The organism is Methylobacterium sp. W2 (genome assembly GCF_020662345.1).
In the GTDB taxonomy this organism is placed as follows: domain Bacteria; phylum Pseudomonadota; class Alphaproteobacteria; order Rhizobiales; family Beijerinckiaceae; genus Methylobacterium.
This window is the reverse complement of the sequence record NZ_VMOA01000024.1, coordinates 45633-67445: the sequence shown is the minus strand read 5'-3', so window position 1 is coordinate 67445 and position 21813 is coordinate 45633. Positions and strand designations below refer to the sequence as shown.

The window sequence follows — 21813 nt, the reverse complement described above, 5'->3', positions numbered from 1 at the left end:
TTTCCGCGACGGCCTACGCATGCCATCGGACGAATCATGCCAAAGAAGCCCACCCAATTCGCGTTCCTAATCGCGATCCGTCAGACTGATCAAACCGACCTTGTCTATGCAATCTTGGCGTGGACGGTGGAGGAGGCAATCGAAGTTGCTGCAGCACAAGCGCCGAAAGGGTCCGCGCTACGCCACGTCGGCTCGTTGAGCGCTCATACGGTCAAGCGCATCCAGCTCAAGAGTGGAGAGGCGCGAATTATCTAACGCCGGCATCTTAATCACTGCCGTTCAAACCGATGAGCCAAGATTTCCGACGTTCATTCCGGGCGCAGCTTGGCCTCAAACGCATTCTCGGTAAGGCGGCGGAATGTCCCTGTCCGGTGAAGCTCTCGGATTTCGGCGGAGCTCAATCCTGGCTTCAGATGCAGCTGATTCGTGCGCTTTGCTTCCGCAGCGCTTCCGCAAGGCTTCGAACGCCAAGAAACAAATCAGCTAAGTTATTGAAAAAATTGGCGCACCCGACACGATTCGAACGTGTGACCTTTGCCTTCGGAGGGCAACGCTCTATCCAGCTGAGCTACGGGTGCTGACCGTGGACGACACCTAGCCCAAGCCGTGCCTCCGCGCAACGGTCTCGTTGGCCATGGGACGCCCGAAGGAATGCCTGCATGGCCCTCCTTGGCCGACGATTACACGTTCGACGCGTGCCGGGTGCGCGGAGGGAGTCTTTCCTGAGCTGGTCAGGGCGACGGGACCGCGTTCTAGTTGGCGCCTCGCACGAAAGCGTAGCGTCCGACGGAGACGGCCCCTCCGCGATAGCGCACGCTTCCGACGCTGGCCGAGGGCGTTCCGGGACGGTGGTGCCCGGGTTGGATGGGATGTCCCGTGCTGTCGGGATGGCGAGGCGACAGGGCGAGCAGGGATTGCCTGAGACGGACCAGTTCGGCCCTCAGAGCGGCGTTCTCACGCTCGATCGCCCCGAGATGGACGACGCCTGCCGGCGGTAGGCCGCCGAGGCGTCGGCGCCAGCGATAGAACGTCCCAACCGAGATGTGGGCCGCTTCGCAGATTGTGGCGACGGGTATGCCGTCCTCCGCCTCCTTCAACAGGAAGGCGACTTCCTGATCGGTGTGTCGGGATCGACGCATGGACAAGCCTCCGCGATGCGAGATGGCGATGCGGCCTAGGCAAGAAGCGCACCGGTGAACGGGAGTCGCGATCGGCCGCCGCTCGTGGTCATTCTTGGTAATTTTGACGTTTTGCCCGGCATCGAGCCTGCTTCGCAGGCTGTTCGCCGAGGTTTTGCGCAGACAGGAGGGCATGTGCAGCCCATTTGACCTTCCACCGAGCCATCGGGAATCCGACACTTCGCCTCGAGTCAGGGGAAGGTGCAGAGCCCATGGTCGATGTCACGAGGCGTCATTTCATCGGGACCGCGGCGGCGCTCGCCGCCCCCGCCCTCATCCGCCCGGCATGGGCCGCCGACACGGTCAAGCTCGGCTGCCTGTTCTCCTCCTCGGGCACGATGGCCAATATCGAAGGCCGACTGAACCATGTGGTGCGCATGGCCGCGGACGGGCTCAATGCGAAGGGCGGCGTCAACGGGCGCCGCATCGAGGTCGTGACCTCCGACCCCGCCTCGGATTGGCCGCTCTACGCCCAGATCGGACGGCAGATGCTGCAGCAGGAGAAGGTCGCCGCCCTGTTCGGCTGCTGGACCTCGGTCTCGCGCAAATCGGTCCTGCCGGTGGTGGAGCAGAATGACGGGCTGCTGTTCTATCCGCTCCATTTCGAGGGCGATGAAAACTCGAAAAACATCGTCTACGTGAACTCGCCGCCGGCGAGTTCGGTGCTGCCCGCGGTCGATTACCTGATGGGTGCGGAGGGCGTCGAGGCCAAGCGCTTCTTCATGATCGGCTCCGATTACGTCTGGCCGCGCACGATCAACAAGCAGCTGAAGGCCTATTGGGCGTCGAAGGGCGTCGCGGCGACCGCCTGGCGCGAGGAATACGTGCCGCTCGGCTTCTCCAACTTCCAGACCCTGGTGAACCAGATCCGGAGCTTTGCCGCCGAGCCGGGCGGCCAGCCGATCGTCGTGCTGACGGTGGTGGGGTCGTCGATTCCCGACTTCCTGCGCGAATTCGCCAACCAGGGCATCCGCGCCACCGATGTGCCGATCCTCGGCCTCGACATGGTGGAGGCCGACCTCGAAGGGCTGGATACCGCGCCGCTCGTCGGCCACCTCAATTGCTGGGCCTATCTCCAGGCCGCCAAGGCCGAGGCCAATACCCAATTCCTCGGAGACTGGGCCGCCTACGTGAAGGCCAAGTCGGTGCCCTTCAGCGCCGACACGGTCATCGATCCGATGGTCTCGGCCTATGACAGCGTCCAGCTCTGGGCGCTGGCAGCGGCCAAAGCCGGGAGCTTCGACGTACCGGAGGTCCGAAAAGCCTTCGCGGGCCTGAGCTTCGCCGATCCCTCCGGCTACACCCTGACGATGACGGGGGAGAACAACTACGTCGCCCGCGGCGTCTTCATTGGGTCGGTCAACGAGAAGCAGGGCTTCGACATCCTCTGGCAATCGCCCGACGCGCCCAAGCCCGTGCCGTTCAGCCCGTATGGTTGAGGGCGTGAAAGCCTGGATCTGCGGTACCTTCCTGCTCCTCGCCGGTCTGGTGCAGCCGGTCCTCGGGGCGACGCCCGGCCTCGACCGCGCCGGTTTCGCCGTCAGCCTGTGCGGCGATGGCGTCGCGCAGACCAGGGCGCTGGATGCGCTGATCCGGTCGAGCGGCGAGGAAGCGGTCGACGATCTCGCCGCCGCGGGCATCCTCCTGCGCGGCTTGCTGGAGAGGCGCCTCGTCTGTCTCGGCGACACGGCCGTCCTGCTCGACAAGGTCGGAGCATCGGCCGGGCGTGAGGTCGGAATCGGCGCCGTTCGTTCCACTGAAGGCGGACGCTCGCCGGTGCTCGGCCTGCGCCAGCGCGCCCTCACCGAGACCGCGCTCGGCATTGCGACGCTGGTGGCGGGTGAGACCGTGGAGCTGCGGTCCAAGGGCCTGGCAGCCGTCGAGCGACGCATGGCGGGCGTGCCCGATGCAGTGCTGCTGCGGGCGCAAATCAATGAGAGTGATGCCGGGTTGAAGGCGGCGATCGGCGTCGCGGCCCAGGGGGCGGCCCTGTCCTCACCAGACCCGATGCGGCGTCTCGCGGCGATCCGCGCCGTGGCCGATGCGCCGTCGGGCGCCGCGGTCTCGCGGCTCTCCGCCCTGAGGAGCGATCCGGCCTATGGCGCCGACCCGGCCTTCCGCGCGGCTCTCGATGCGGGGATCGCCCGGGTCGAACGCGCGGTGTGGATCGGCAACGGTCTCGCGCTGCTCTACAATGGCCTGAGCTTCGCCAGCATCCTGTTCATGGCCGCCGCGGGGCTGGCGATCATCTTCGGGCTGATGGGCGTGATCAACCTCGCCCAGGGCGAGTTCATCATGGTCGGCGCCTATGCCGCCTACGGCGTGCAGGACACGTTCCGACGCTTCGCTCCGGGCCTCCTCGATCTCTACCTCCTCGCCGCCATCCCCGTCGCGTTTCTCGCCGCAGCACTGGTGGGGATCCTCATCGAGGCGCTGATCTTGCGCCACCTCTATCGCCGGCCGCTGATGAGCCTGCTCGCCACCTGGGCGGTGAGCCTGTTCCTGATCAATCTCGTCCGGGTGGTCTTCGGATCGCAGAACCTGCAATTCGCCATGCCGTCTTACGTGAGCGGTGGGGTGCCGCTCTATGCCGATTTCATCGTCACCTGGAACCGGCTCTTCGCCATTGCCTTCGCTACTGCCACCCTGGCGCTGACGTTGCTGATCCTGAAGCGCACCCCGCTGGGCCTCGACATCCGGGCGGTGACGCAGAACCGCGACATGGCGGCGTGTCTCGGCATCCGCACGCGCCGGGTGGACCGCCTCGCCTTCGGTTTCGGCTCGGGACTGGCCGGGCTCGCCGGCGTCGCCCTGTGCCCGATCTACAGCGTCAATCCGGGCATGGGTGCGACCTTCATCGTCGACAGCTTCATGGTGGTCGTGCTCGGCGGCGTCGGCACCGTCGTCGGCACCCTGGTCGCGGCTCTGGGCATCGGCGGCGCCAACGTGCTGATCGAGCCGTTCTACGGCGCGGTCGCCGCCAAGGTGATCGTGCTCGCGGGCATCATCCTGTTCCTCCAGCGCCGGCCCGAGGGGCTGTTCGCCGTCAGGCGGCGGCGATGAGCGGGGCAATGGAAACCTCGTCCATGGCGGCGCCCCGCCGCCTCGTCCCCGATCTAGGGGGCGATCCGCTCCTGGCGGCGGTGATCGGCCTCGTTCTCACCGGTGCCCTCGCCCTCGTCCTGCTGCAGCCCGCGCCTTACCTCGTGAACATGGTCGGGCAGCTCGCGGCCTTCGCGATCCTCGCCGTCTCCCTCGATCTGGTCTGGGGCTATCTCGGTATTCTCAGCCTGGGGCACGGCCTGTTCTTCGCCATCGGCGGCTATGTCTGCGCCATGCACCTGCTCTCCCACGCCTATGCTGTCACCGGCGTGGCACCGGACCTGATGCAGTTCATGGGCTGGAAGTCGCTGCCGCTGTACTGGTTCGGCTTGGCGAGCGCGCCGTATGCCCTCGTCGTGGCCCTGGTCCTGTCGGCCGCCATCGCCTTCGTGTTCGGCTATGCCTCGTTCCGCTCACGTGTGAACGGCGTCTACTTCTCGATCATCAGCCAAGCCCTGGTCTATGTCGCCATGCTGCTGATGTTCCGAAACGATACGGGGCTCGGCGGCAACAATGGCATGACCGGGTTCCCCCTCCTGTTCGGCCATCCCATCGGCGCGCCCGGCATGGTCACGGGTCTGGCCGTGGCGACCCTCTTGGCCCTCGCCCTGGTCCTCGCAGGCGCACGGGCCCTGGTGGTCGGCCGTATCGGCCGGAGCATGCTCGCCTGCCGCGACGACGAGGCCCGCCTGCGCACCCTCGGCTACAGCACAACACGGCTCAAGCTCGGGATCTGGTGCCTCTCCGCGACGATCGCGGCCTTGGCTGGCATCCTCTACGTGCCCCAGGTCGGCATCATCAACCCGCGGGTCCTGAGCCCCGACCTCTCCATCGAGATCGCGGTCTGGGTCGCCATCGGCGGGATGGGCCGGCTCGGCGGCGCGGTGATCGGCGCCGTGGCGGTCAATGCCCTCAAGTTCTGGCTGAGCGCCGCGATGCCGGAGGCCTGGCCCTTCATCCTGTCGGGTCTGGTCCTCGTGGTGGTGCTGGGGCTGCCGAACGGCCTCCTCGACCTCGCGACCCTGCGCCCGAAGCCGACCTGGCTGCGCCGCGGCGGGGGGCTCGGATGAGCGCCCTGGTCATCGAGAACCTGAGCGTCGTATTCGGACGGTTCCGCGCCCTGGACGGCCTGTCCCTGGCCATCGATCCCGGCGAGGTTCGCGCGGTGATCGGGCCGAACGGCGCCGGCAAGACCACGCTTCTCGACGCCATCACCGGTATCGCCAGACCGACCTCGGGCCGCATCCTTCTCGGCGACGACCTCGACCTGACCCGGCGCTCGGAGGCGCAGATCGCCCGCGCCGGCGTGCGTCGCAAGTTCCAGAAGCCCAGCGTCTTTCCCGCCCTCACCGTGCGCGAGAACCTCGAGATCGGCTGCGGCCTCGATTGTCCGGCATCGGAGCGATCCGACCGCGTGGCGGCCTCCCTCGCCGAGACCGGCCTGGAGGCGCGGGCCGACACCCTCGCGGGCTCCCTGGCGCATGGGGAGAAGCAATGGCTCGAGATCGGCATGGTGCTCGCCTCCCGGCCGAGGCTGGTTCTCCTCGACGAACCCGTGGCGGGATTATCTGATGCCGAGACCGTGCGCACGGCCGACCTGATCCGGTCCCTGCGCCGTCCCGACCGGGCGATCCTGGTCATCGAGCACGACATGGCCTTCGTCGAGGCCATCGCCGACCGGGTCACGGTGCTGCACGAGGGCCGAACCCTGTTCGAGGGCGGGATGGCCGGTGCGCGCGCCGATTCCCGAGTGATCGAGGTGTTCCTCGGCCGATGAGCGATGTATCCCCCTCCCCTCCGCCCGGCCCACTGGGGCTGACCGTCTCCGGCCTCGACCAGCATTACGGCAGTGCGCAGGTCCTGCGGAACGTGGACTTCTCCATCGCGCCCGGCGCCTGCTTAGCGGTGCTTGGCCGCAACGGCGCCGGCAAGACCACCCTCCTGCGCTGTCTGGCCGGGCTGATCCCGACGAGCAGCGGCCGCATCCTTCTCGGCGATATCGACATCACCGACCTGTCGCCGGACCGGCGGGCGCGGGCGGGCCTCGCCATCGTGCCCCAGGGCCGCGAGATCTTCGCGGACCTCACCGTGGCGGAGAATCTGCGCGTTGCCGCCCGCGCGCATGGGCTCGACCGCTCCGATGCCGTGGACGAGGCGGTCGCCCTGTTCCCGGCCCTGCGCGGCCTGTGGAACCGGCCCGGCGGCAACCTCTCGGGCGGCCAGCAGCAGCAACTCGCCATCGCCCGCGCGCTCAGCACCCGCCCCCGCCTCATCCTCCTCGACGAGCCGACCGAGGGCATCCAGCCCTCCATCGTCTCGGCGATCGAGGCCGTGATCAAAGGGCTCCGGGGCCGGATCACCGTGCTCCTCGTGGAGCAGTATCTCGAATTCGCGGTCCGCCTCGCCGATTCCTTCGTCGTGCTCTCACGCGGCGGCGTGGTCGAACGGGGCACGCGGGAGAGCTTGGACCACGCCGCCCTCGCCCGGCACATCGCCGTCTGACCATCCGATCATCGAAAGGATTCCTCATGTCGACGCATCACGAGATTCCCGCGACTCCCGACACAATGGTGCTCGGCTATTTCGACGCCGACCTGCCGCCGGTCCTGGAGATCGAGTCCGGCGATACCGTCACGCTCCATTCGTTTCCGGCCGGCGGCAAAGAATCGCTCCACCCCGATCCGGCCCGGGTGCCGGCCGATTATCTCGCGGCCCTCGACACGCTGGCCCCCGGCCCCGGGCCGCATTTCGTCACCGGCCCGGTCCATGTCCGCGGGGCCGAACCCGGCGACGTACTCCAGGTCGATATCCTCGATCTGAAATTCCGCATGGATTGGGGCTTCGTGGCGATCCTGCCCCTGCTCGGCACCCTGCCGGACGAATTCACCGATTACGAAACGATCCATCCCGACATCGACGTCGCCCGCGGCGTCGCGATCCTGCCCTGGGGCGCTGAACTGGCCCTCGATCCATTCTTCGGGATCATGGGTACGGCGCCTCCCGCCGCCTGGGGCAGGGTCGGTTCTCCGGTCCCCCGCGCCTTCGGCGGAAACATGGACAACAAGGAGCTCAAGGTCGACACGTCGCTGTATCTGCCCGTCTTCAACCCCGGCGCCGGCTTCTATGCCGGGGACGGCCACGGCGTGCAGGGCGACGGCGAGGTCTGTATCACGGCCCTTGAGACGGGCCTTTCGGGCACATTCCGCCTCACCGTGCGCAAGGATCTCGGCTATGCGTGGCCCTTCGCCGAGACGCCCACCGATCTCATGACGATCGGTCTGCATGAGAGCCTCGACGAGGCCATGCGCCAGGCGGTGCGCGAGATGGTCCGTCACGTCTGCGCTCGCAGCGATCTGACCCGCAATCAGGCCTACATGCTGTGCTCGTTGGCCGGCAATCTGCGCATCACGCAGACGGTCGACGGCAACAAGGGCGTCCACATGCTGCTGCCGAAGAGCGCCTTGTCCGCACCGGGCTGAGCCTGCGCATCAGATTCATGCCGGGTTGAATCCGATCGAGCTCGGAAACGCATCCGCCAGCGTCCGCCGGTCCCGGACCGTGACCCCGCGTTCGTCCATGAAGGCGGGAAGACGGCGCGCGGCCTGGATAATGCGGTCGCGGATCGCCTCGGCCGTCCTCAATGGAATCTTCAACGGGACATGCGCATCGAAGGCGCGGTCGGGGTTCCATTCGGGACCGATCCCCCGAGCCGGCGCGCAGACATGGCGTCGCTGGCCCGGATGGGGAACGAGATCGAACACCGGCGCGATCTCCCAGCCCCCTCCCCGATCCAGGAAGCCGTGGTTGCGCAGATGATCGTCCGTGTTGTGAAGCGTGGCGTTCAGGATCAGGCGTTCGAACATCGCCTCGGCGGCCCCGCGCACGCCAATCGCCTGCGCCGCGGCAGCGATATCGAGATAGGTGTGGTCGGTGCCGTATCGCATCGAAGGCTGCTTCAACAGTGTCGCGGCGCTCAGGTAGGCGTAGGGCCGCATTTCCTCTGAGCGATCGAAACGGCGGACGAACAGGGCGGCACGTCCTCCGGCCTCCACGATCTTGCGTTCCGGCACAGGCAGGCCGGCAGCCTCGGCCACATCGAGACAGGCCGACTCGACTCGAGGATCGTCGAAGCGATCGGTCGCCGCGGGAAATTTTGCGATCCAGTCCCTGCCTGCGTCCCGGATCCGCGCCTTCGGACGCGCGCCCCCGACATCGGCGCTCCCTCGGAAGAGAAGCTTGAAGTGGTGCCCGTCGGCATCTCCCGCCTCCACGGCCGCGGCCGCCGCCATCAGCGCTTCGAGGTCGTCGTTCTCGCGCGGAAGATCGAGCAGCGGTTCGGGCCCTGGAGCCCAGGTTGCCGGTCCCTCCGGTGTCGGTCCGAAGGCCAGATCGCCGGTACGCCCCAGACCGCCGAGCGCCAGGAATTCCGGCATGCTCAGGGAGAGGGAAGGAAAAGCCCGCACGAGCACGTCCTTGCCCCAGCCGTCAGGCCCGACATCGTGGAAGACCAACGGAACCTCTTCGGGGGCCGCTGCCACCGATCCCCGGCGCAATGGCAGACCAATCGGATCGAGGGGCGTTTTTTCCGAGCGCGCGAGGTAGCTCGCTGCGTAGACGAACCGGCCGAGCCGCTGATGGCCGCCGCCCTCGAAAGTCAGTTCACCGGCCGGGATGTAACCGCCTTCGCGTGCCCGAAACACGACAAGCCGGTCAATCCGGCCAGTTCTAGAAATCCGCCACATCGGCTCGTCCCGTGGCCCTCTGTCGGCCAGAGACCATCGCCATTCCGTCGCCGATCGGGTCCGCGGCGAGAAGAGCTCCGATCCTGTCGGTGTAGCCGAGCACCGTCATGGCCTTCAGGAGTGTTCCCACCGTCACTCCCGGCCGCCCCTTCTCAAGAGACACGACGGACAAGCGCGCGACGCCCATACGCTCGGCGAACTCCGCCTGGGTGATGTTCCGGCGAAGGCGGGCGAGCCGGATGGAGGTCGCGAGCGCTTCGAGGGCGTCCTGTTCGGCACCCGAGATGATGGCCTTCGTCCGCATGATCTCTATCCCATACGTTGAAGCCGACAATGTATGGAATAACGTACTTTTACAAGCGCCAGGCAGACGGGCAACCGATGCCGATCATAGGATTCGCACGATCCTTTGAGGAGAAGTACGCCCTGTGGTACGGCTGGATGACCGCTGGCGCGTTCCCGTCTCGCATAGCCGACGGGAGGAGCCGCGCACCTACCCCTTACCCTCCACCACGTCCGATTTGTGCGGGCGCAGTTCCGGCGCGCCCTGGTCGATCTCGGCCTCCACGGGGGCCGAGCGGCTTTCCACGCGGGTGCTGTCGACGAAGATGCGCGCTTCGCCCTCCTTCAGCCCGAGGCTGCGCAGGGCGTAGAGCGTCATCCCGTAGGCGAGTTCGCGCTCGGCCATGAGGACGAGGCCGACGCCCTGCTCCTCGAAATGGCGCCGCTCGCCGTCGTTGTGGGTGCGTACCAGGGTGTCGATGCCGGGATTGGCCTCGCGGGCGAGTTCGACGAGGCGCCGCGCCGTATGCGGCTCGGGCGACGCGATCACGATGAGCTTCGCCTGTCCGATATCGGCCGCTTCGAGGATGCCCGGCGCGGTGGCGTCCCCGAACACCGCCTCGACGCCGTCCTTGCGCAGGTCGAGGACGCGGCGGCGGTCGCGGTCGATCACGAGGTAGGGCATGTCCCAGGTGGCGAAGGCATTGGCGATGGTGCTGCCGACACGACCGTAGCCGATGACGATGGCGTGGCCGCGATGGGGTTTGGCCTCCTCGGTGACGGCCATCGCCGCAGCACCTCGCCGCTCGAACCGGGCGGCGAGATCCGGCCGCTCGGCGAACAAGCGCGTCGCCCGGTCGGCCAGGACGAAGAACAGCGGGTTGAGGGTGATGGAGAGGATGGCGCCGCCGAGGATGAGATCGCGCCCCTCGGTGGGGAGCAGCTTCAGCGAGAGCCCGAGGCTGACCAGGATGAACGAGAACTCGCCGATCTGCGCCAGACTCGCCGCGATGGTGAGGGCCGTGCCGATGGGATGCTTAAAGGCGAGAACGATCGCCACCGCCGCGATGGACTTGCCGAGGAGGATGATGCCGAGGACGGCGAGCACCGAGAGCGGCTCGCGCAGGAGGATGCCGGGGTCGAACAACATGCCCACGGAGACGAAGAACAGAACCGCGAACGCATCCTGCAGCGGCAGGGAATCGGCGGCCGCCTGATGGCTCAGGTCGGATTCGGCGAGCACCATCCCGGCGAAGAAGGCGCCCAGCGCGAAGGAGACCCCGAAGAGTTCGGCCGAACCGAAAGCGATGCCGAGCGCCAGGGCGAGGACCGCCAGGGTGAAGAGCTCGCGCGAGCCGGTGCGCGCCGCCTGATCGAGGAGCCAGGGCACCACGCGGCGCCCGCCTACCAGCATCACCAGGGCGAACACCGCGACCTTGGCCAGCGTCAGCACCAGGGTGAGCCAGATGTTGCCGTCCCCCACATGGTGGGCCGCGCCGTCGCCAACTCCCCCAAGGGACGGCGCGAGGGCGGGGAGCAGGACCAGGGCGAGGACCATGGCGAGATCCTCGACGATGAGCCAACCCACCGCGATTCGGCCCTTGTCGCTGTCGAGGAGCCGACGCTCCTCCAGCGCCCGCAGCAGCACCACGGTACTCGCCACCGACAAAGCGAGGCCGAAGACGAGGCCGGCGCCGATGCCCCAGCCCCAGAGATGCGCCAGCAGGCCGCCCATGGCGGTGGCGGCCACGATCTGCACGATGGCGCCCGGTAGGGCGATGGTACGCACCGCCATCAGGTCCTTGATCGAGAAGTGCAGCCCCACTCCGAACATCAGCAGGATCACGCCGATCTCGGCGAGCTGGCTCGCGAGCTGGCTGTTGCCGACGAAGCCGGGTGTGTACGGCCCCACGAGCACGCCGGCGAGGAGATAACCGACCAGGGGAGGCAGCCGCAGGCGTTGGGCCAGCATCCCGCAGGCGAAGGCCAGCACGAGACCGAGGGCGATGATGGCAATCAGCTCTGTCGCGTGCGGCACGGGGCTGTCGTGTCCTCGTTTGGGAAATTTCGCGAAAACGGTGAGGGCAACGGCTGCCGAGGGCAAGCGCCGAATGGCGGCTCGTAACCGCTGACGGGTCGAAAGTCCGTGCCTGGGAGCACGCACCGTGCCGAACGGCGCTCCGGCAGCTCCCCCGGGGTCTTCTCTGTACGCTGTAAGACCGTTCTATTCCCTAAGCGACCGTCGGGGACGCTGCATGAAACCCTCCGCGTGCCGGAAGGTTGTCGGAAGGAATTGTATTCACTTCTCTTCCCGTAGGACGAACCGCCGATGGCCGAACCACATCACGAACCGGCGGGAGCGGCGGGCCCTGAGCAATCGGGCTCCACCCTATGGACGCTGGGGCTCGTGACCGCGCTCATCGGCCTCGTCGTCCTGCCGAGGAAGGGCGCGCGACCCTCTCGGCCCGGGTCATCGTCGGACGATTCTCCCTCCGCCCCGCGCACCAGCGAGCCCTCCCCCTCCCATGAGGGAAGGGACGCCAAACAGGTCGCCAGGACAGAGTCTGAACGGGGACGCCAGGCAGCCAAGCCTTCGGAAATCCCGGCCAAGGGCTGGAAGGATATCGGACTGCGGGTCTTCCACGATGTCGGCGAGAACAACCTCGTCTCGGTGGCGGCGGGGGTGACCTTCTACGTCCTCCTGGCGATCTTCCCGGCCATCGCGGCGCTGGTCTCCTGTTACGGGCTGGTGGCGGATGTGGTCACCATCAACGACCATCTCCGCACGCTCCAGGGCGTCATCCCGTCCGGCGCCCTCGACATCATCGGCGAGCAGGTGAAGCGCATCGCGGAGAAGGGTGACACCACCCTGGGCATCACCTTCTTCACCGGCCTCGGCCTCTCGATCTGGAGCGCCAATGGCGGGATGAAAGCAGTCTTCCAGGCCCTCAACATCGTCTATGAGGAGCGTGAGACCCGGAACTTCTTCTGGCTCAACCTGCGCTCGCTCGGCTTCACCGCGGGCGCCCTGCTGTTCATCGTCCTTGCGCTGGCGGGCATCGTCGTGGTGCCGGCAGTGATCAACGTCGTCGGGCTCAGCGCCGAGGCCTGGTACATCTCGCTCCTGCGCTGGCCGGTGCTGCTGCTGGCCGTGCTGGCCGGTCTCGCCCTGCTCTACCGCTACGGCCCGAGCCGGGATGCACCGCGCTGGCGCTGGGTGACCTGGGGCAGCGCCATCGCGGGCGTGCTCTGGCTCGCGGGTTCATTGGGCTTTTCCTGGTACGTCTCCAATTTCGGCAAATACAATGAGACCTACGGCTCCCTCGGCGCCGTCGTCGGCTTCATGACCTGGATCTGGATCTCGACCACGATCGTGTTGCTCGGCGCCGAGATCAACGCCGAGATGGAGCACCAGACCGAGATCGACACCACGGTGGGACGGGAACAGCCGCTCGGCACCCGCGACGCACGGATGGCCGACACTGTGGGCGCCGCGCGCTGAGCGGCACCCACGTTTCCTCACGACCGGATCAGCCCTTGTAGCTGATCCGGTAGACGATGCCGTGCTGGTCGTCGCCGAGATACAGGCTTCCGTCCTTGGCAACCGCCAAGCCGAAGGGCCGGGCGAAACGTGACCAGCCGCTCGGGCCGCCCTCGGTGAGGAAGCCCGACACGAACGGGGTGATCGATGTTGGCCGGCCCTTCTCGAAATGCACGCGCAGGACCTCGTAGCCGCTCGGCGGCTTGCGGTTCCACGAGCCGTGCATGGTGACGAAAGCGTCGCCCCTGTACTCCGCCGGGAACTGCGCGCCGTCATAGAAGGCGAACTGCATCGAGGAGGCGTGTGCCGTCCAGGTGAGGACCGGCCGTTCGCTGTCCTTGTCCCACTGCTCCAAGGAGCTCTTCGGGACTTCGCGATAGAGATTCTTGATCCCGGCGCCGAAGATGTAGGGCCAGCCGTACTTCTTGCCCGCCTCGATCTTGTTCAGCTCCTCCGGCGTTTCGTCGTTGCCGAGCCAGTCGACGCCGTCGTCCCAGCCGTAGAGGGCCTTGGTCCCGGGCTCCCAGGCGAAGCCGATGGTGTTGCGCAAGCCCGAGGCGACGATCTCCCGGCCCGACCCATCCGGTTTCATCCGCACCATGGTGGCGTTCTCGGGGTTGCGCTCCTCGCACTCGTTGCAGGTGGAGCCGAGGCTCGCATAGAGCCAGCCGTCCGGCCCGAAGCCGATGGTGCGGTTGGGATGCTGGCCGGCATCGGGCAGGTCGGAGACGAGCTTGGTCTCGGGGCCGAGGCCGCCGTCGGGCTTCATCGGCGCGGAGAAGATTTCCTTCACGGTCACGTAGAACAGGGTGCCGTCATGGATGGCGAGGCCGTGCACGTCCGGCTTCTTCAGGACGACCTGCCGCTTGGCCGCGTCGGCCGCATCGATCCGGGTGACCGTGCCGGCATCGCGGTCGCTCACATAGAGCGCCCCGTCGGGGGCCACGACGATGACACGGGGTGCGCCGAGATCGCGGGCGAAGGCCTCGATCGTGAACCCGGGGGGCAGCTTCAGGGCGGCGATCCGCTCCGGCGTCGCCTCCAGCGGGGCGGCCTTGACGACATGCGCCTCGATCGTCGCGGTGCCGGGATTCTGGAGCGCCTGAGCGAGAACCGGCAGCGGGGCGGCGGAGAGGGCGAGGGTCAGGGCGAGACAGGTCGAACGGCGGACCGTGATCATGCGGCGGGAATCCGAAGCTGTGGAGGACGATGCTGAAACGCGACCCCGGAATCCGCCGTTCCCGCATGCGACGCTTCCACCCGTATCGGCGAGCGACCGCCCCAATTCCACTTCAGCAAGCCATGGTCTTGCGCTTACCATAGCGAGATGGATTCCCGGACGGCCATCGACATTCTTCGCGCCCATGAAGGCGCGTTGCAGCGGCGCGGCGTCCGGCACGCCGCTCTGTTCGGCTCCGTCGCGCGCGGCGATACCCGTCCCGGTAGCGATATCGACATCGCCATCAACCTCGACGAGGATATCGGCCTCGACGAGGATATCGGCCTCGACGTCTACGGCTATGTCGGTCTCTGCAACTTCATCGACGACCTGTTCCCGGTGGCGGTCGATGTGGCGAACCGTAGAACCTTGAAGGAGCGTGTCCGGGCGCGGGTGGAACGGGATGCCATTCCCGCCTTCTGAGCGCGAGCGCGAGGCTTGCGAGACCATCGTCGAGAATGCCGGGGCTGCTCTCGACTTCACGGCCGGGATGACTGTCGCGGCCTCCGAAGCCGATCAGCGAACGAACTATGCCGTCGTCCGCTGCCTGGAGATCATCTCAGAAGCCAGCAGGCGCCTTAGGGCGGAAACCAAGGCGCGGCATCCCCGAATACCCTGGCGCGATATCGCCGATGCCGGCAACTTCTATCGGCACGCCTATCACCGGCTGGCGCTGGACATCGTCTGGAAGACCGTCCACGACCAGTTGACCGAGATCATCGAGGTCTGCCGCGCCGAACTGAGCAGGCCGCCGGCCCCGTGAGAGCGGGCGACCTGAAGCATCCTTCGCGAGACATTGCCGCCTGATGACGACCAGCGCTTCCGCCCCCGTCGGCCCCGGCGATCAGATCATCCTGGTGGACGGGTCGTCCTTCATCTTCCGAGCCTACTTCCAGTCGATCAACCAGGACCAGAAGTACAACACCCGGCCCTCGGACGGCCTGCCCACGGGGGCGGTCCGGCTGTTCTGCACCAAGATCGCCCAGTTCGTTCAGGACGGCGCGGCGGGAATCAAGCCGACGCATCTGGCCATCGTGTTCGACAAGTCGGAGGGCTCGTTCCGCAAGGAGCTCTTCCCTGACTACAAGGGCCACCGCCCCGACGCGCCGGACGACCTCAAGCGCCAGATGCCGCTGATGCGCGAGGCCGTGCGCGCCTTCGGCCTGCAGCCCATCGAGCTCGAACGCTACGAGGCCGACGACCTCATCGCCACCTATTCGCGCCAGGCCGAGGCGCGGGGCGCCGGTGTCATCATCGTCTCCTCCGACAAGGACCTGATGCAGTTGGTGGGGCCGCTGGTGCGGTTCTACGACTTCGAATCCGGCGTGAAGGGCAAGCCCGGCCATCGGCCCGAGCGCAACCTCGACCTCGACGCCATCATCGCCAAATGGGAGGGCCTGCAGCCGAACCAGATCGGCGACGCCCTGGCGCTCATCGGCGACACGTCCGACAACGTGCCCGGCGTGCCCGGCATCGGCCTCAAGACGGCGGCGGCGCTGATCAAGGAATACGGCAGCCTCGACGCGCTGCTGGAGCGGGCGGGCGAGATCAAGCAGCCCAAGCGCCGCGAGACCCTGCTCGCCAGCATCGATCAGGCCAAGCTCTCGCGCCGGCTGGTGGCGCTGGTGGAGGACGTGCCGCTCCCCGTGGCCCTCGACGACCTGCGCCTGCCGGCGCCCGACCCCTCGAAGCTCGTCGGCTTCCTCAAGGCGATGGAATTCAACACGCTCACCCGCCGCATCGCCTCGATGCTGCATGTGGACCCGGAGACGGTGAAGCCCGACCCCGCCCTGCTGCCGGGCTCGGACGGGGCCGATGCGCCCCCGTTCGAGGGAGCGACGGAGGGCGGCGAGGTCGACCCCTTCGCCAACCTGAACCTGCCAGAGGGCGGGCCAAAGCCGCGCGGCCCTGCCGAGGCGACGCCCTCCTCCCTCGTCGCCACCCGTGCGGCGGAGGGGACGAACCCCATCGACACCACGGCCTACGAGACGATCACCAGCCTCGGCCAGCTCGAGGCCTGGATCGCCGAGGCGCGCGAGGCCGGGGTGGTGGCGGTGGATACCGAGACCGACTCCCTCGACGCCAACAACGCCGCCCTCGTCGGCGTGTCCCTGGCGGTGGCGCCGGGGCGGGCGGCCTATATCCCCCTCGCCCATCTGGAGCCGGTGGCGGCATCCGAGGCGGGCGACCTGTTCGGCGATGCCAAGGCGGCCACGGGGCAGTTCAGCCCGGTCGGCGGCCAGATCCCGATCGATGCCGCCCTGACGGCCTTGAAGCCGCTTCTCGAGGATCCGGGCGTCCTCAAGGTCGGGCAGAACATCAAGTACGATTGGCTGGTGTTCCGGCGCCAGAGCGTCGCCATCGAGATCGCCCCCTTCGACGACACGATGCTGATCTCCTACGTGCTCGATGCCGGCAAGGGCGGGCACGGCATGGACGAACTCGCCCGCCGCCATCTCGGCCACCAGCCGATCAGCTTCTCGGACGTGGCCGGTACCGGTAAGGCCAAGATCACCTTCGACAAGGTGCCGCTCGACAAGGCCACCGCCTACGCCGCCGAGGATGCGGACGTCACCCTGCGCCTGTGGCGGATGATGAAGCCGCGCCTCGTCGCCGAGAGGCGGGTCACGGTCTACGAGACCCTGGAACGCCCCCTCATCCCGGTGATCGCCCGGATGGAAGCGGCGGGCATCCGCGTCGACCGCAACATGCTGAGCCGACTCTCGGGCGACTTCTCGCAGATCCTGGTGCGGCTGGAGGAAGAGATCCAGGAGGATGCCGGCGAGCGCTTCCAGGTCTCCTCGCCGAAACAGATCGGCGACATCCTGTTCGGCAAGATGGGCCTGCCCGGCGCCAAAAAGACGCCGTCCGGCCAATGGGCCACGCCCGCCACCCTTCTGGAGGAACTGGCCCAGGCCGGCCACGAACTGCCGAAGAAGATTTTGGAATGGCGCCAGCTCGCCAAGCTGAAATCGACCTACACGGATTCGCTGCAGCAGCATGCCGACCGGGAGACCGACCGGGTCCACACCTCGTTCTCGCTCGCCGCCACCACCACCGGCCGGCTCTCCTCCTCGGAGCCGAACCTGCAGAACATCCCGATCCGCACCGAGGAGGGCCGGCGCATCCGCCGCGCCTTCGTGGCGCCGGAGGGCAGAAAGCTCATCTCGGCCGATTACAGCCAGATCGAACTGCGCATCCTCGCCCACATCGCCGACATCCCGCAGCTGCGGCAGGCCTTCGAGGACGGCGTCGACATCCATGCGGCCACCGCCAGCGCCATGTTCGGCGTGCCCTTGAAGGACATGACCGCGGACCTGCGCCGGCGCGCCAAGACGATCAATTTCGGCATCATCTACGGGATCTCGGCCTTCGGTCTCGCCGACCGCCTCGGCATCGGCCGCGAGGAGGCCAGCGCCTTCATCAAGCAGTATTTCGAGCGCTTCCCCGGCATCCGCGCCTATATCGACGACACCAAGAAGCTCTGCCGCGATCTGGGCTACGTCACCACCCTGTTCGGCCGCGTCTGCCACTATCCGCAGATCCGCTCGAACAACCCGAACGAGCGCGCCTCGGTGGAGCGCCAGGCCATCAACGCCCCGATCCAGGGCTCGGCTGCCGACATCATCCGCCGGGCCATGACCCGGATGGAGCAGGCGCTGCGGGCGGAAAAACTCAACGTGACCATGCTGCTGCAGGTGCACGACGAACTGGTGTTCGAGGCCCCCGAGGACGAGGTGGAGAAGGCGCTACCCGTCATCCGCCGGGTGATGGTCGAGGCGCCGTCGCCGGCGCTGACCTTACGCGTCCCGCTGGTGGTGGAGGCGCAGGCGGCGGGGAACTGGGAGGAAGCGCATTGACGTCGTCCCATGCCCTCACCTCACCTTGCGTCAGCGCAGCAAAACCTTCCAATTCGCTCGGCGGGTTTCTCTAATCCTTCTTCGAGGCCGCTACGCGGCGCCTCGGGATGAGGTTCGAGGACGGGATTCGGTCTCCGCCCGCGTCTCGCTTCGAGGAGGCGCATGCCGAATCACGAAGAGGTGAAGCATGCTGCGCCGCACCACTGCCATGCCCGTCACGCGGGAACCGCCCCGTTAACGAAACGTTCATGCCGGACGAAACGTTCGTTCAACCAAACGCCGTAAAGGCGTGTGAGGACAACCTCCGCCATGATCAACACCAAGCTTCTCGCCGCCCTCGGCTTCACCGTCGCGGCGATCACGACTCCGGCCCTGGCTCAGGAGCCCCTCGGCATCCGTGTCGCCCCGCAGTTCGATGCCAACGCCCCCGAGGCCCGCGACACCTCCTCGTTCCGCGCCGCCGCCCTGCGTTCGGATGCCGTGAGCATCGAGTCGAGCCGCATCGCTCTGGAGCGTTCGCGCAACCCGAACGTCCGCAACTACGCCAAGAACGTGCTGGTCGAGCGTGAGGCCACCACCAAGGCGCTGCTGCCCGAGGGCACGTCGCTCACCGCCGGCGGCACCGTCGTCTCCGACAGCCAGCCCTTCGAGACCCGCTTCGACAACCCGGTCGGCGTCGTCCTCGCCCCGGTGACGATCTCGGCCACCATCGCGTCGCGGATCGTCGGCGGCGTCCTCGGCGGCGTCGGCATCATCGACAACACCCCCGGCGAGCCCGGCCGCCGCGTCGCCATCGGCCCCGAGGGTCAGGCCCGCATCGACCGCCTGAAGAACGCCCCCACCGGCCGCGATTTCGACCGGACCTACGCCCAGCAGCAGGCCCGTTCGGATGCCCGCACCCTCGGCCTCTACGAGTCCTACTCGCGCAACGGCGACAACGCCCAGGGCCGCGAGTTCGCCAACCAGGCGCTTCCCTACATTGCCAACCAGCACGGCCACTCGGCCGTTCTCGCCAACCGCATCGGCGGCTGATCGACCAGCCTGACATGGAAAGGGCCGCCCGATGGGGCGGCCCTTTTTCGTTCGGGCTCAATCCACCCTCTCCCCTCTGCGGGTTACCGGATCCACACACCTGCTCGATGGATGTTCGCTCGATCCAAACGGGTTCGACATGACGCGCGACATGCTCCCTCTCCTGGAAGGAGAGGGCTGGGGTGAGGTGTGGTTCATCTCCGGAAAGCTCACACACCTCACCCTGTCCCTCTCCTTCCAGGAGAGGGGACCTGTGCATCCCGCGAGATGTTTGAACGCCGTAGCCTCTGCGGGAGAGGGTGCCTGCGGAGCAGGCGGGAGAGGGGGCGACCTCTCCAGACAACGCGATCCCCTCTCCCGACCCGCTTACGGGCCACCTTCCCCCGCAGAGGGGGGAGGGAAACCGTTCTGTCACACCGTCTGCTGATCCACCTCGTCCTCGGGCCGCTTGCCCCGGCGCTGGCGGGCGCCGCGGTCGAGGAGCGAGCGGCCCAGCGCACGGAACGGCGCCGTGAGGCGGCGGGCGTCGTCGGCACGCTCCATGAAGCGCTCGCCGTTGCGGATTTCCTTGTCGAGGCGCGCCATGGTCCGCGCCAGAGCCGGATCGTCGTCGTCGAGCCAGACTTCCACCGTGCGGGCGAAGGCGATGACCACGCCCTGAAGTTTGATCCGCCCGAGCGGCCCCTCGGTGTCGATGCCAGCGGCCGCCAGCATGAAACGGTGGGAGTTCAGCGCAACGCCGTTCAGGGCCACGAGGGAGAGTGGGTCGCCGCGCAGGGCGTAGGAGATCCGGCGCAGGGCGTCCTTGTAGGGGGTCATCGCATCCAGGCGGCGCATGAGCACGTCGAACAGACGCTCGCGGGTGGGCTCCTCGGCGAGGTCGGAGGAATCGCCCTCCAGCACCTTGCGGTCGATGATCCGAGACAGGCCGCCGAGCACGGCTCCCTTGGAGGGAAACAGCTCCCGGAACTCGGCCAGCGACAGGCCGGCCTCGCGGGCGATGTCGCCGATCTCGATGTCGTTCCACGGCTGCACGGCGGCAAGCCGCATCAGGGCCTCGACGACGGCCTCGCGCGGAGATTGCCGCGGGGCGGCGACGGCGATGTCGGTTCCGCCGGTCTCATTACCGTCCGTGGACTTCGCACCTGTGGTGTTGGCCATGGTCGTTCGATCCTCGTGTCTGTTCCCTACAATGTAGGTTGCGCAGGCGGATCGGTTAGAGTGCCTCACAAAACTCCCCATCACCGTCGGGTCTCGCTCAGAGCACGACGGCGCAACGGGAGTTTTGCGAGAGGCACTTTGGGGACGCTCAGCCGGAGAGTTCGCCGGCCCTCACCGCCGCCGCGGCGACCGCCTCGCGCATCAGGTCCGGCACGCCGCCGTCGCGCATGAGCACGGCCAGCGCCGCCGCCGTGGTGCCGCCGGGCGAGGTCACGTCGCGCCGCAACTGTCCCGCCTCTGAGGGGCTGGTGGACAGGAGCGCCCCGGCCCCCGCTACCGTGGCGCGGGCGAGACGCGCGGCCATGTCGGCGGACAAGCCGGCGGCCACGCCCGCCTCCGCCATGGCCTCGGCCAGGAGGAATACATAGGCAGGGCCGGACCCGGAGACCGCCGTCAGTGCGTCGATGAGCGCCTCGTCGTCGAGCCATTCCACCGCGCCGACGCCCTTCAGCAGCGCATCGGCCTGATCGCGCTGGTCGGGGGATACGTCGGCGCTCGCCACCGCTCCGGTGACGCCGCGGCCGATGCTCGCCGGCAAGTTTGGCATCGCCCGGACGACGGCCCGGGCGGAGGGCAGGCGGCGGCACAGGTCGGCGATGGTCTTGCCCGCCAGGATCGAGACCACGAGCGTGTGGGGTGCGATCAATCCGTCGAGGAGGCCGGCCGCGCCCTCCAACCCCTGCGGCTTGATCGCGAGGATCAGCGCGTCGTTGGCCGGCAGGTCGCTCGGGTTCAGGGCGATGCCGTGGCTCTCGCAGAGCCGCACCATCTCGGACGAGGCCTGCGGATCGACGACGCAGGTCCTGGCGGCATCGAGTCCGCCCGCGAGCCAGCCCGCCAGCATCGCGCCGCCCATCTTGCCCGCACCCACCAGGGTGAGGGACGCGGGCAAGGCAGAGGAAGACGGGATGGTCACGCCTCGCCTTCGGTCTCGAACAGGACCGCATCCAGGGATTCACGGGCGGACTTGCCGGCCCAGAGCACGAACTGGAACGCCTGATAATAGCGCTCGCAGGCATCGACAGCGGATTTCAGCATCATCGCGCACTGGCTCTGGGTCGGCGCAGCGCCGTCCGTGAGCAGCAGCGAGTGCCGGAACATCACCACGCTGTCGGTGGACCACAGGTCGAAATGGCCGACCCAGAGCTGCTCGTTGACGAGGGAAATGAGGGTGAGGATCTCGGTGCGGCGATGCGCTGGAACCTTGAGATCGAAGGCGCTGGCCACGTGGAGGGCCTCCACGTCCTCGATCCAGGTGAAGGCGACGTGATAATCGGACCAGCGGCCGGCCACGGCCACCGACATCTCGTCGGTCTCGGCCCGGTCGAAGATCCAATCGCGAAGGGAGGCGAGCCGCTCGACGATGTCGAGGGGATGCTCGTTCCGGTCGAGGCCTTCGATGTGGAGTTGGGTCATAGCGGTCCAGGTTGGCGTCCCGGGAGGGGCGCCGATAATGGTGAACGACAATCGATCCCGCTCACGAGTCACCGTTCCCAAGCTGAATCCGCACATAGGCAAGGCACAGCTTGGTCGGCGAGAAGTTGAAGGGTCGAAGGTCGGGTCCGGGGGCGAAGCGAATCAGTGCTTCACTCACTATAGACCGTGGCGGACTCGCGTTTCAAAGCGCTCGGGAGAA

The 21813-nt window shown here is 67.5% G+C and carries 20 protein-coding genes and 1 tRNA gene; 12 read left to right on the top strand and 9 right to left on the bottom strand.

The genetic code is table 11. The annotated features are described in order from the left end of the window. Positions 1-36 precede the first annotated feature (36 nt). On the top strand, positions 37-255 hold the full coding sequence (locus FPV16_RS14740) for a hypothetical protein (protein ID WP_227439147.1): 219 nt from the start codon (positions 37-39) through the stop codon (positions 253-255). A gap of 246 nt (positions 256-501) precedes the next feature. Here the strand turns inward: FPV16_RS14740 and FPV16_RS14735 are convergent. Next, positions 502-578 (bottom strand) — tRNA-Arg (locus tag FPV16_RS14735). A 174-nt stretch (positions 579-752) separates the two neighbouring features. Then, positions 753-1139, bottom strand: coding sequence for a transposase (locus FPV16_RS14730; RefSeq protein WP_227439146.1), 387 nt, complete (start codon positions 1137-1139; stop codon positions 753-755). A 251-nt stretch (positions 1140-1390) separates the two neighbouring features. Here FPV16_RS14730 and FPV16_RS14725 point away from each other — a divergent pair, with 251 nt between their 5' ends. Genes FPV16_RS14725 through FPV16_RS14700 form a run of 6 tightly spaced genes read left to right on the top strand, consistent with a single transcriptional unit; the run spans position 1391 to position 7759 of the window. Further along, positions 1391-2617, top strand: coding sequence for a transporter substrate-binding protein (locus tag FPV16_RS14725; protein WP_227439145.1), 1227 nt, complete (start codon positions 1391-1393; stop codon positions 2615-2617). 4 nt (positions 2618-2621) lie between these two features. Next, positions 2622-4241: an urea ABC transporter permease subunit UrtB gene (gene urtB, locus FPV16_RS14720; protein WP_227439144.1), complete on the top strand. Its 1620-nt coding sequence runs from the start codon at positions 2622-2624 to the stop codon at positions 4239-4241. Between the two features lie 23 nt (positions 4242-4264). Beyond that, positions 4265-5350 carry an urea ABC transporter permease subunit UrtC gene (urtC, locus tag FPV16_RS14715; protein ID WP_227439143.1) on the top strand — a complete coding sequence of 362 codons (1086 nt, stop codon included), beginning with the start codon at positions 4265-4267 and terminating at the stop codon, positions 5348-5350. After that, positions 5347-6057 carry an ABC transporter ATP-binding protein gene (locus tag FPV16_RS14710; protein ID WP_227439142.1) on the top strand — a complete coding sequence of 237 codons (711 nt, stop codon included), beginning with the start codon at positions 5347-5349 and terminating at the stop codon, positions 6055-6057. The genes urtC and FPV16_RS14710 overlap by 4 nt, the downstream gene beginning before the upstream one ends. Beyond that, a complete protein-coding gene (gene urtE, locus FPV16_RS14705) occupies positions 6054-6782 on the top strand; it encodes an urea ABC transporter ATP-binding subunit UrtE (RefSeq protein WP_227439141.1) in 729 nt (242 codons plus the stop codon). The genes FPV16_RS14710 and urtE overlap by 4 nt, the downstream gene beginning before the upstream one ends. Before the next feature lie 26 nt (positions 6783-6808). Next, entirely contained in the window at positions 6809-7759 is a 951-nt protein-coding gene (locus FPV16_RS14700; RefSeq protein ID WP_227439140.1) for an acetamidase/formamidase family protein, read from the top strand. A 15-nt stretch (positions 7760-7774) separates the two neighbouring features. On the opposite strand, the gene FPV16_RS14695 is transcribed toward FPV16_RS14700, so the two are convergent. The 3 genes from FPV16_RS14695 to ybaL form a co-directional block, all read right to left on the bottom strand. Continuing rightward, on the bottom strand, positions 7775-8980 hold the full coding sequence (locus tag FPV16_RS14695; protein ID WP_227439139.1) for a type II toxin-antitoxin system HipA family toxin: 1206 nt from the start codon (positions 8978-8980) through the stop codon (positions 7775-7777). Positions 8981-9005: 25 nt separating this feature from the next. Next, positions 9006-9326, bottom strand: a complete 321-nt coding sequence (locus tag FPV16_RS14690; protein ID WP_227439138.1) for a helix-turn-helix transcriptional regulator — start codon at positions 9324-9326, stop codon at positions 9006-9008. 189 nt (positions 9327-9515) lie between these two features. After that, positions 9516-11342 carry a YbaL family putative K(+) efflux transporter gene (gene ybaL / locus FPV16_RS14685; protein ID WP_227439137.1) on the bottom strand — a complete coding sequence of 609 codons (1827 nt, stop codon included), beginning with the start codon at positions 11340-11342 and terminating at the stop codon, positions 9516-9518. A gap of 291 nt (positions 11343-11633) precedes the next feature. Between ybaL and FPV16_RS14680 the strand changes: the two genes are divergently transcribed. Further along, complete coding sequence (locus FPV16_RS14680) at positions 11634-12806, top strand: YihY/virulence factor BrkB family protein (RefSeq protein ID WP_227439136.1); 1173 nt, start codon at positions 11634-11636, stop codon at positions 12804-12806. A gap of 28 nt (positions 12807-12834) precedes the next feature. Here the strand turns inward: FPV16_RS14680 and FPV16_RS14675 are convergent, their stop codons facing one another. Continuing rightward, on the bottom strand, positions 12835-14025 hold the full coding sequence (locus FPV16_RS14675; RefSeq protein WP_227439135.1) for a PQQ-dependent sugar dehydrogenase: 1191 nt from the start codon (positions 14023-14025) through the stop codon (positions 12835-12837). A gap of 147 nt (positions 14026-14172) precedes the next feature. On the opposite strand from FPV16_RS14675, the gene FPV16_RS14670 reads away from it, so the two are divergent. The 4 genes from FPV16_RS14670 to FPV16_RS14655 all read left to right on the top strand — a co-directional run bounded on the left by FPV16_RS14670 (position 14173) and on the right by FPV16_RS14655 (position 18956). Beyond that, on the top strand, positions 14173-14487 hold the full coding sequence (locus FPV16_RS14670) for a nucleotidyltransferase family protein (protein ID WP_227439134.1): 315 nt from the start codon (positions 14173-14175) through the stop codon (positions 14485-14487). Then, the gene (locus tag FPV16_RS14665) at positions 14444-14827 is read left to right on the top strand and encodes a DUF86 domain-containing protein (protein WP_227439133.1); all 384 of its coding nucleotides are present in this window, start codon (positions 14444-14446) and stop codon (positions 14825-14827) included. Before FPV16_RS14670 ends, FPV16_RS14665 begins: the two co-directional genes overlap by 44 nt. A gap of 43 nt (positions 14828-14870) precedes the next feature. Beyond that, positions 14871-17924, top strand: coding sequence for a DNA polymerase I (gene polA / locus FPV16_RS14660; RefSeq protein WP_227439132.1), 3054 nt, complete (start codon positions 14871-14873; stop codon positions 17922-17924). Positions 17925-18233: 309 nt separating this feature from the next. After that, positions 18234-18956: a DUF4142 domain-containing protein gene (locus FPV16_RS14655; protein ID WP_227439131.1), complete on the top strand. Its 723-nt coding sequence runs from the start codon at positions 18234-18236 to the stop codon at positions 18954-18956. A gap of 411 nt (positions 18957-19367) precedes the next feature. On the opposite strand, the gene FPV16_RS14650 is transcribed toward FPV16_RS14655, so the two are convergent. The 3 genes from FPV16_RS14650 to FPV16_RS14640 form a co-directional block, all read right to left on the bottom strand. After that, the gene (locus FPV16_RS14650) at positions 19368-20117 is read right to left on the bottom strand and encodes a TetR/AcrR family transcriptional regulator (protein ID WP_227439130.1); all 750 of its coding nucleotides are present in this window, start codon (positions 20115-20117) and stop codon (positions 19368-19370) included. 148 nt (positions 20118-20265) lie between these two features. Then, positions 20266-21093, bottom strand: a complete 828-nt coding sequence (gene proC, locus FPV16_RS14645) for a pyrroline-5-carboxylate reductase (protein ID WP_227439129.1) — start codon at positions 21091-21093, stop codon at positions 20266-20268. Continuing rightward, positions 21090-21593, bottom strand: a complete 504-nt coding sequence (locus FPV16_RS14640) for a YbjN domain-containing protein (protein WP_018045511.1) — start codon at positions 21591-21593, stop codon at positions 21090-21092. The genes proC and FPV16_RS14640 overlap by 4 nt, the downstream gene beginning before the upstream one ends. Between the last annotated feature and the right edge of the window lie 220 nt (positions 21594-21813).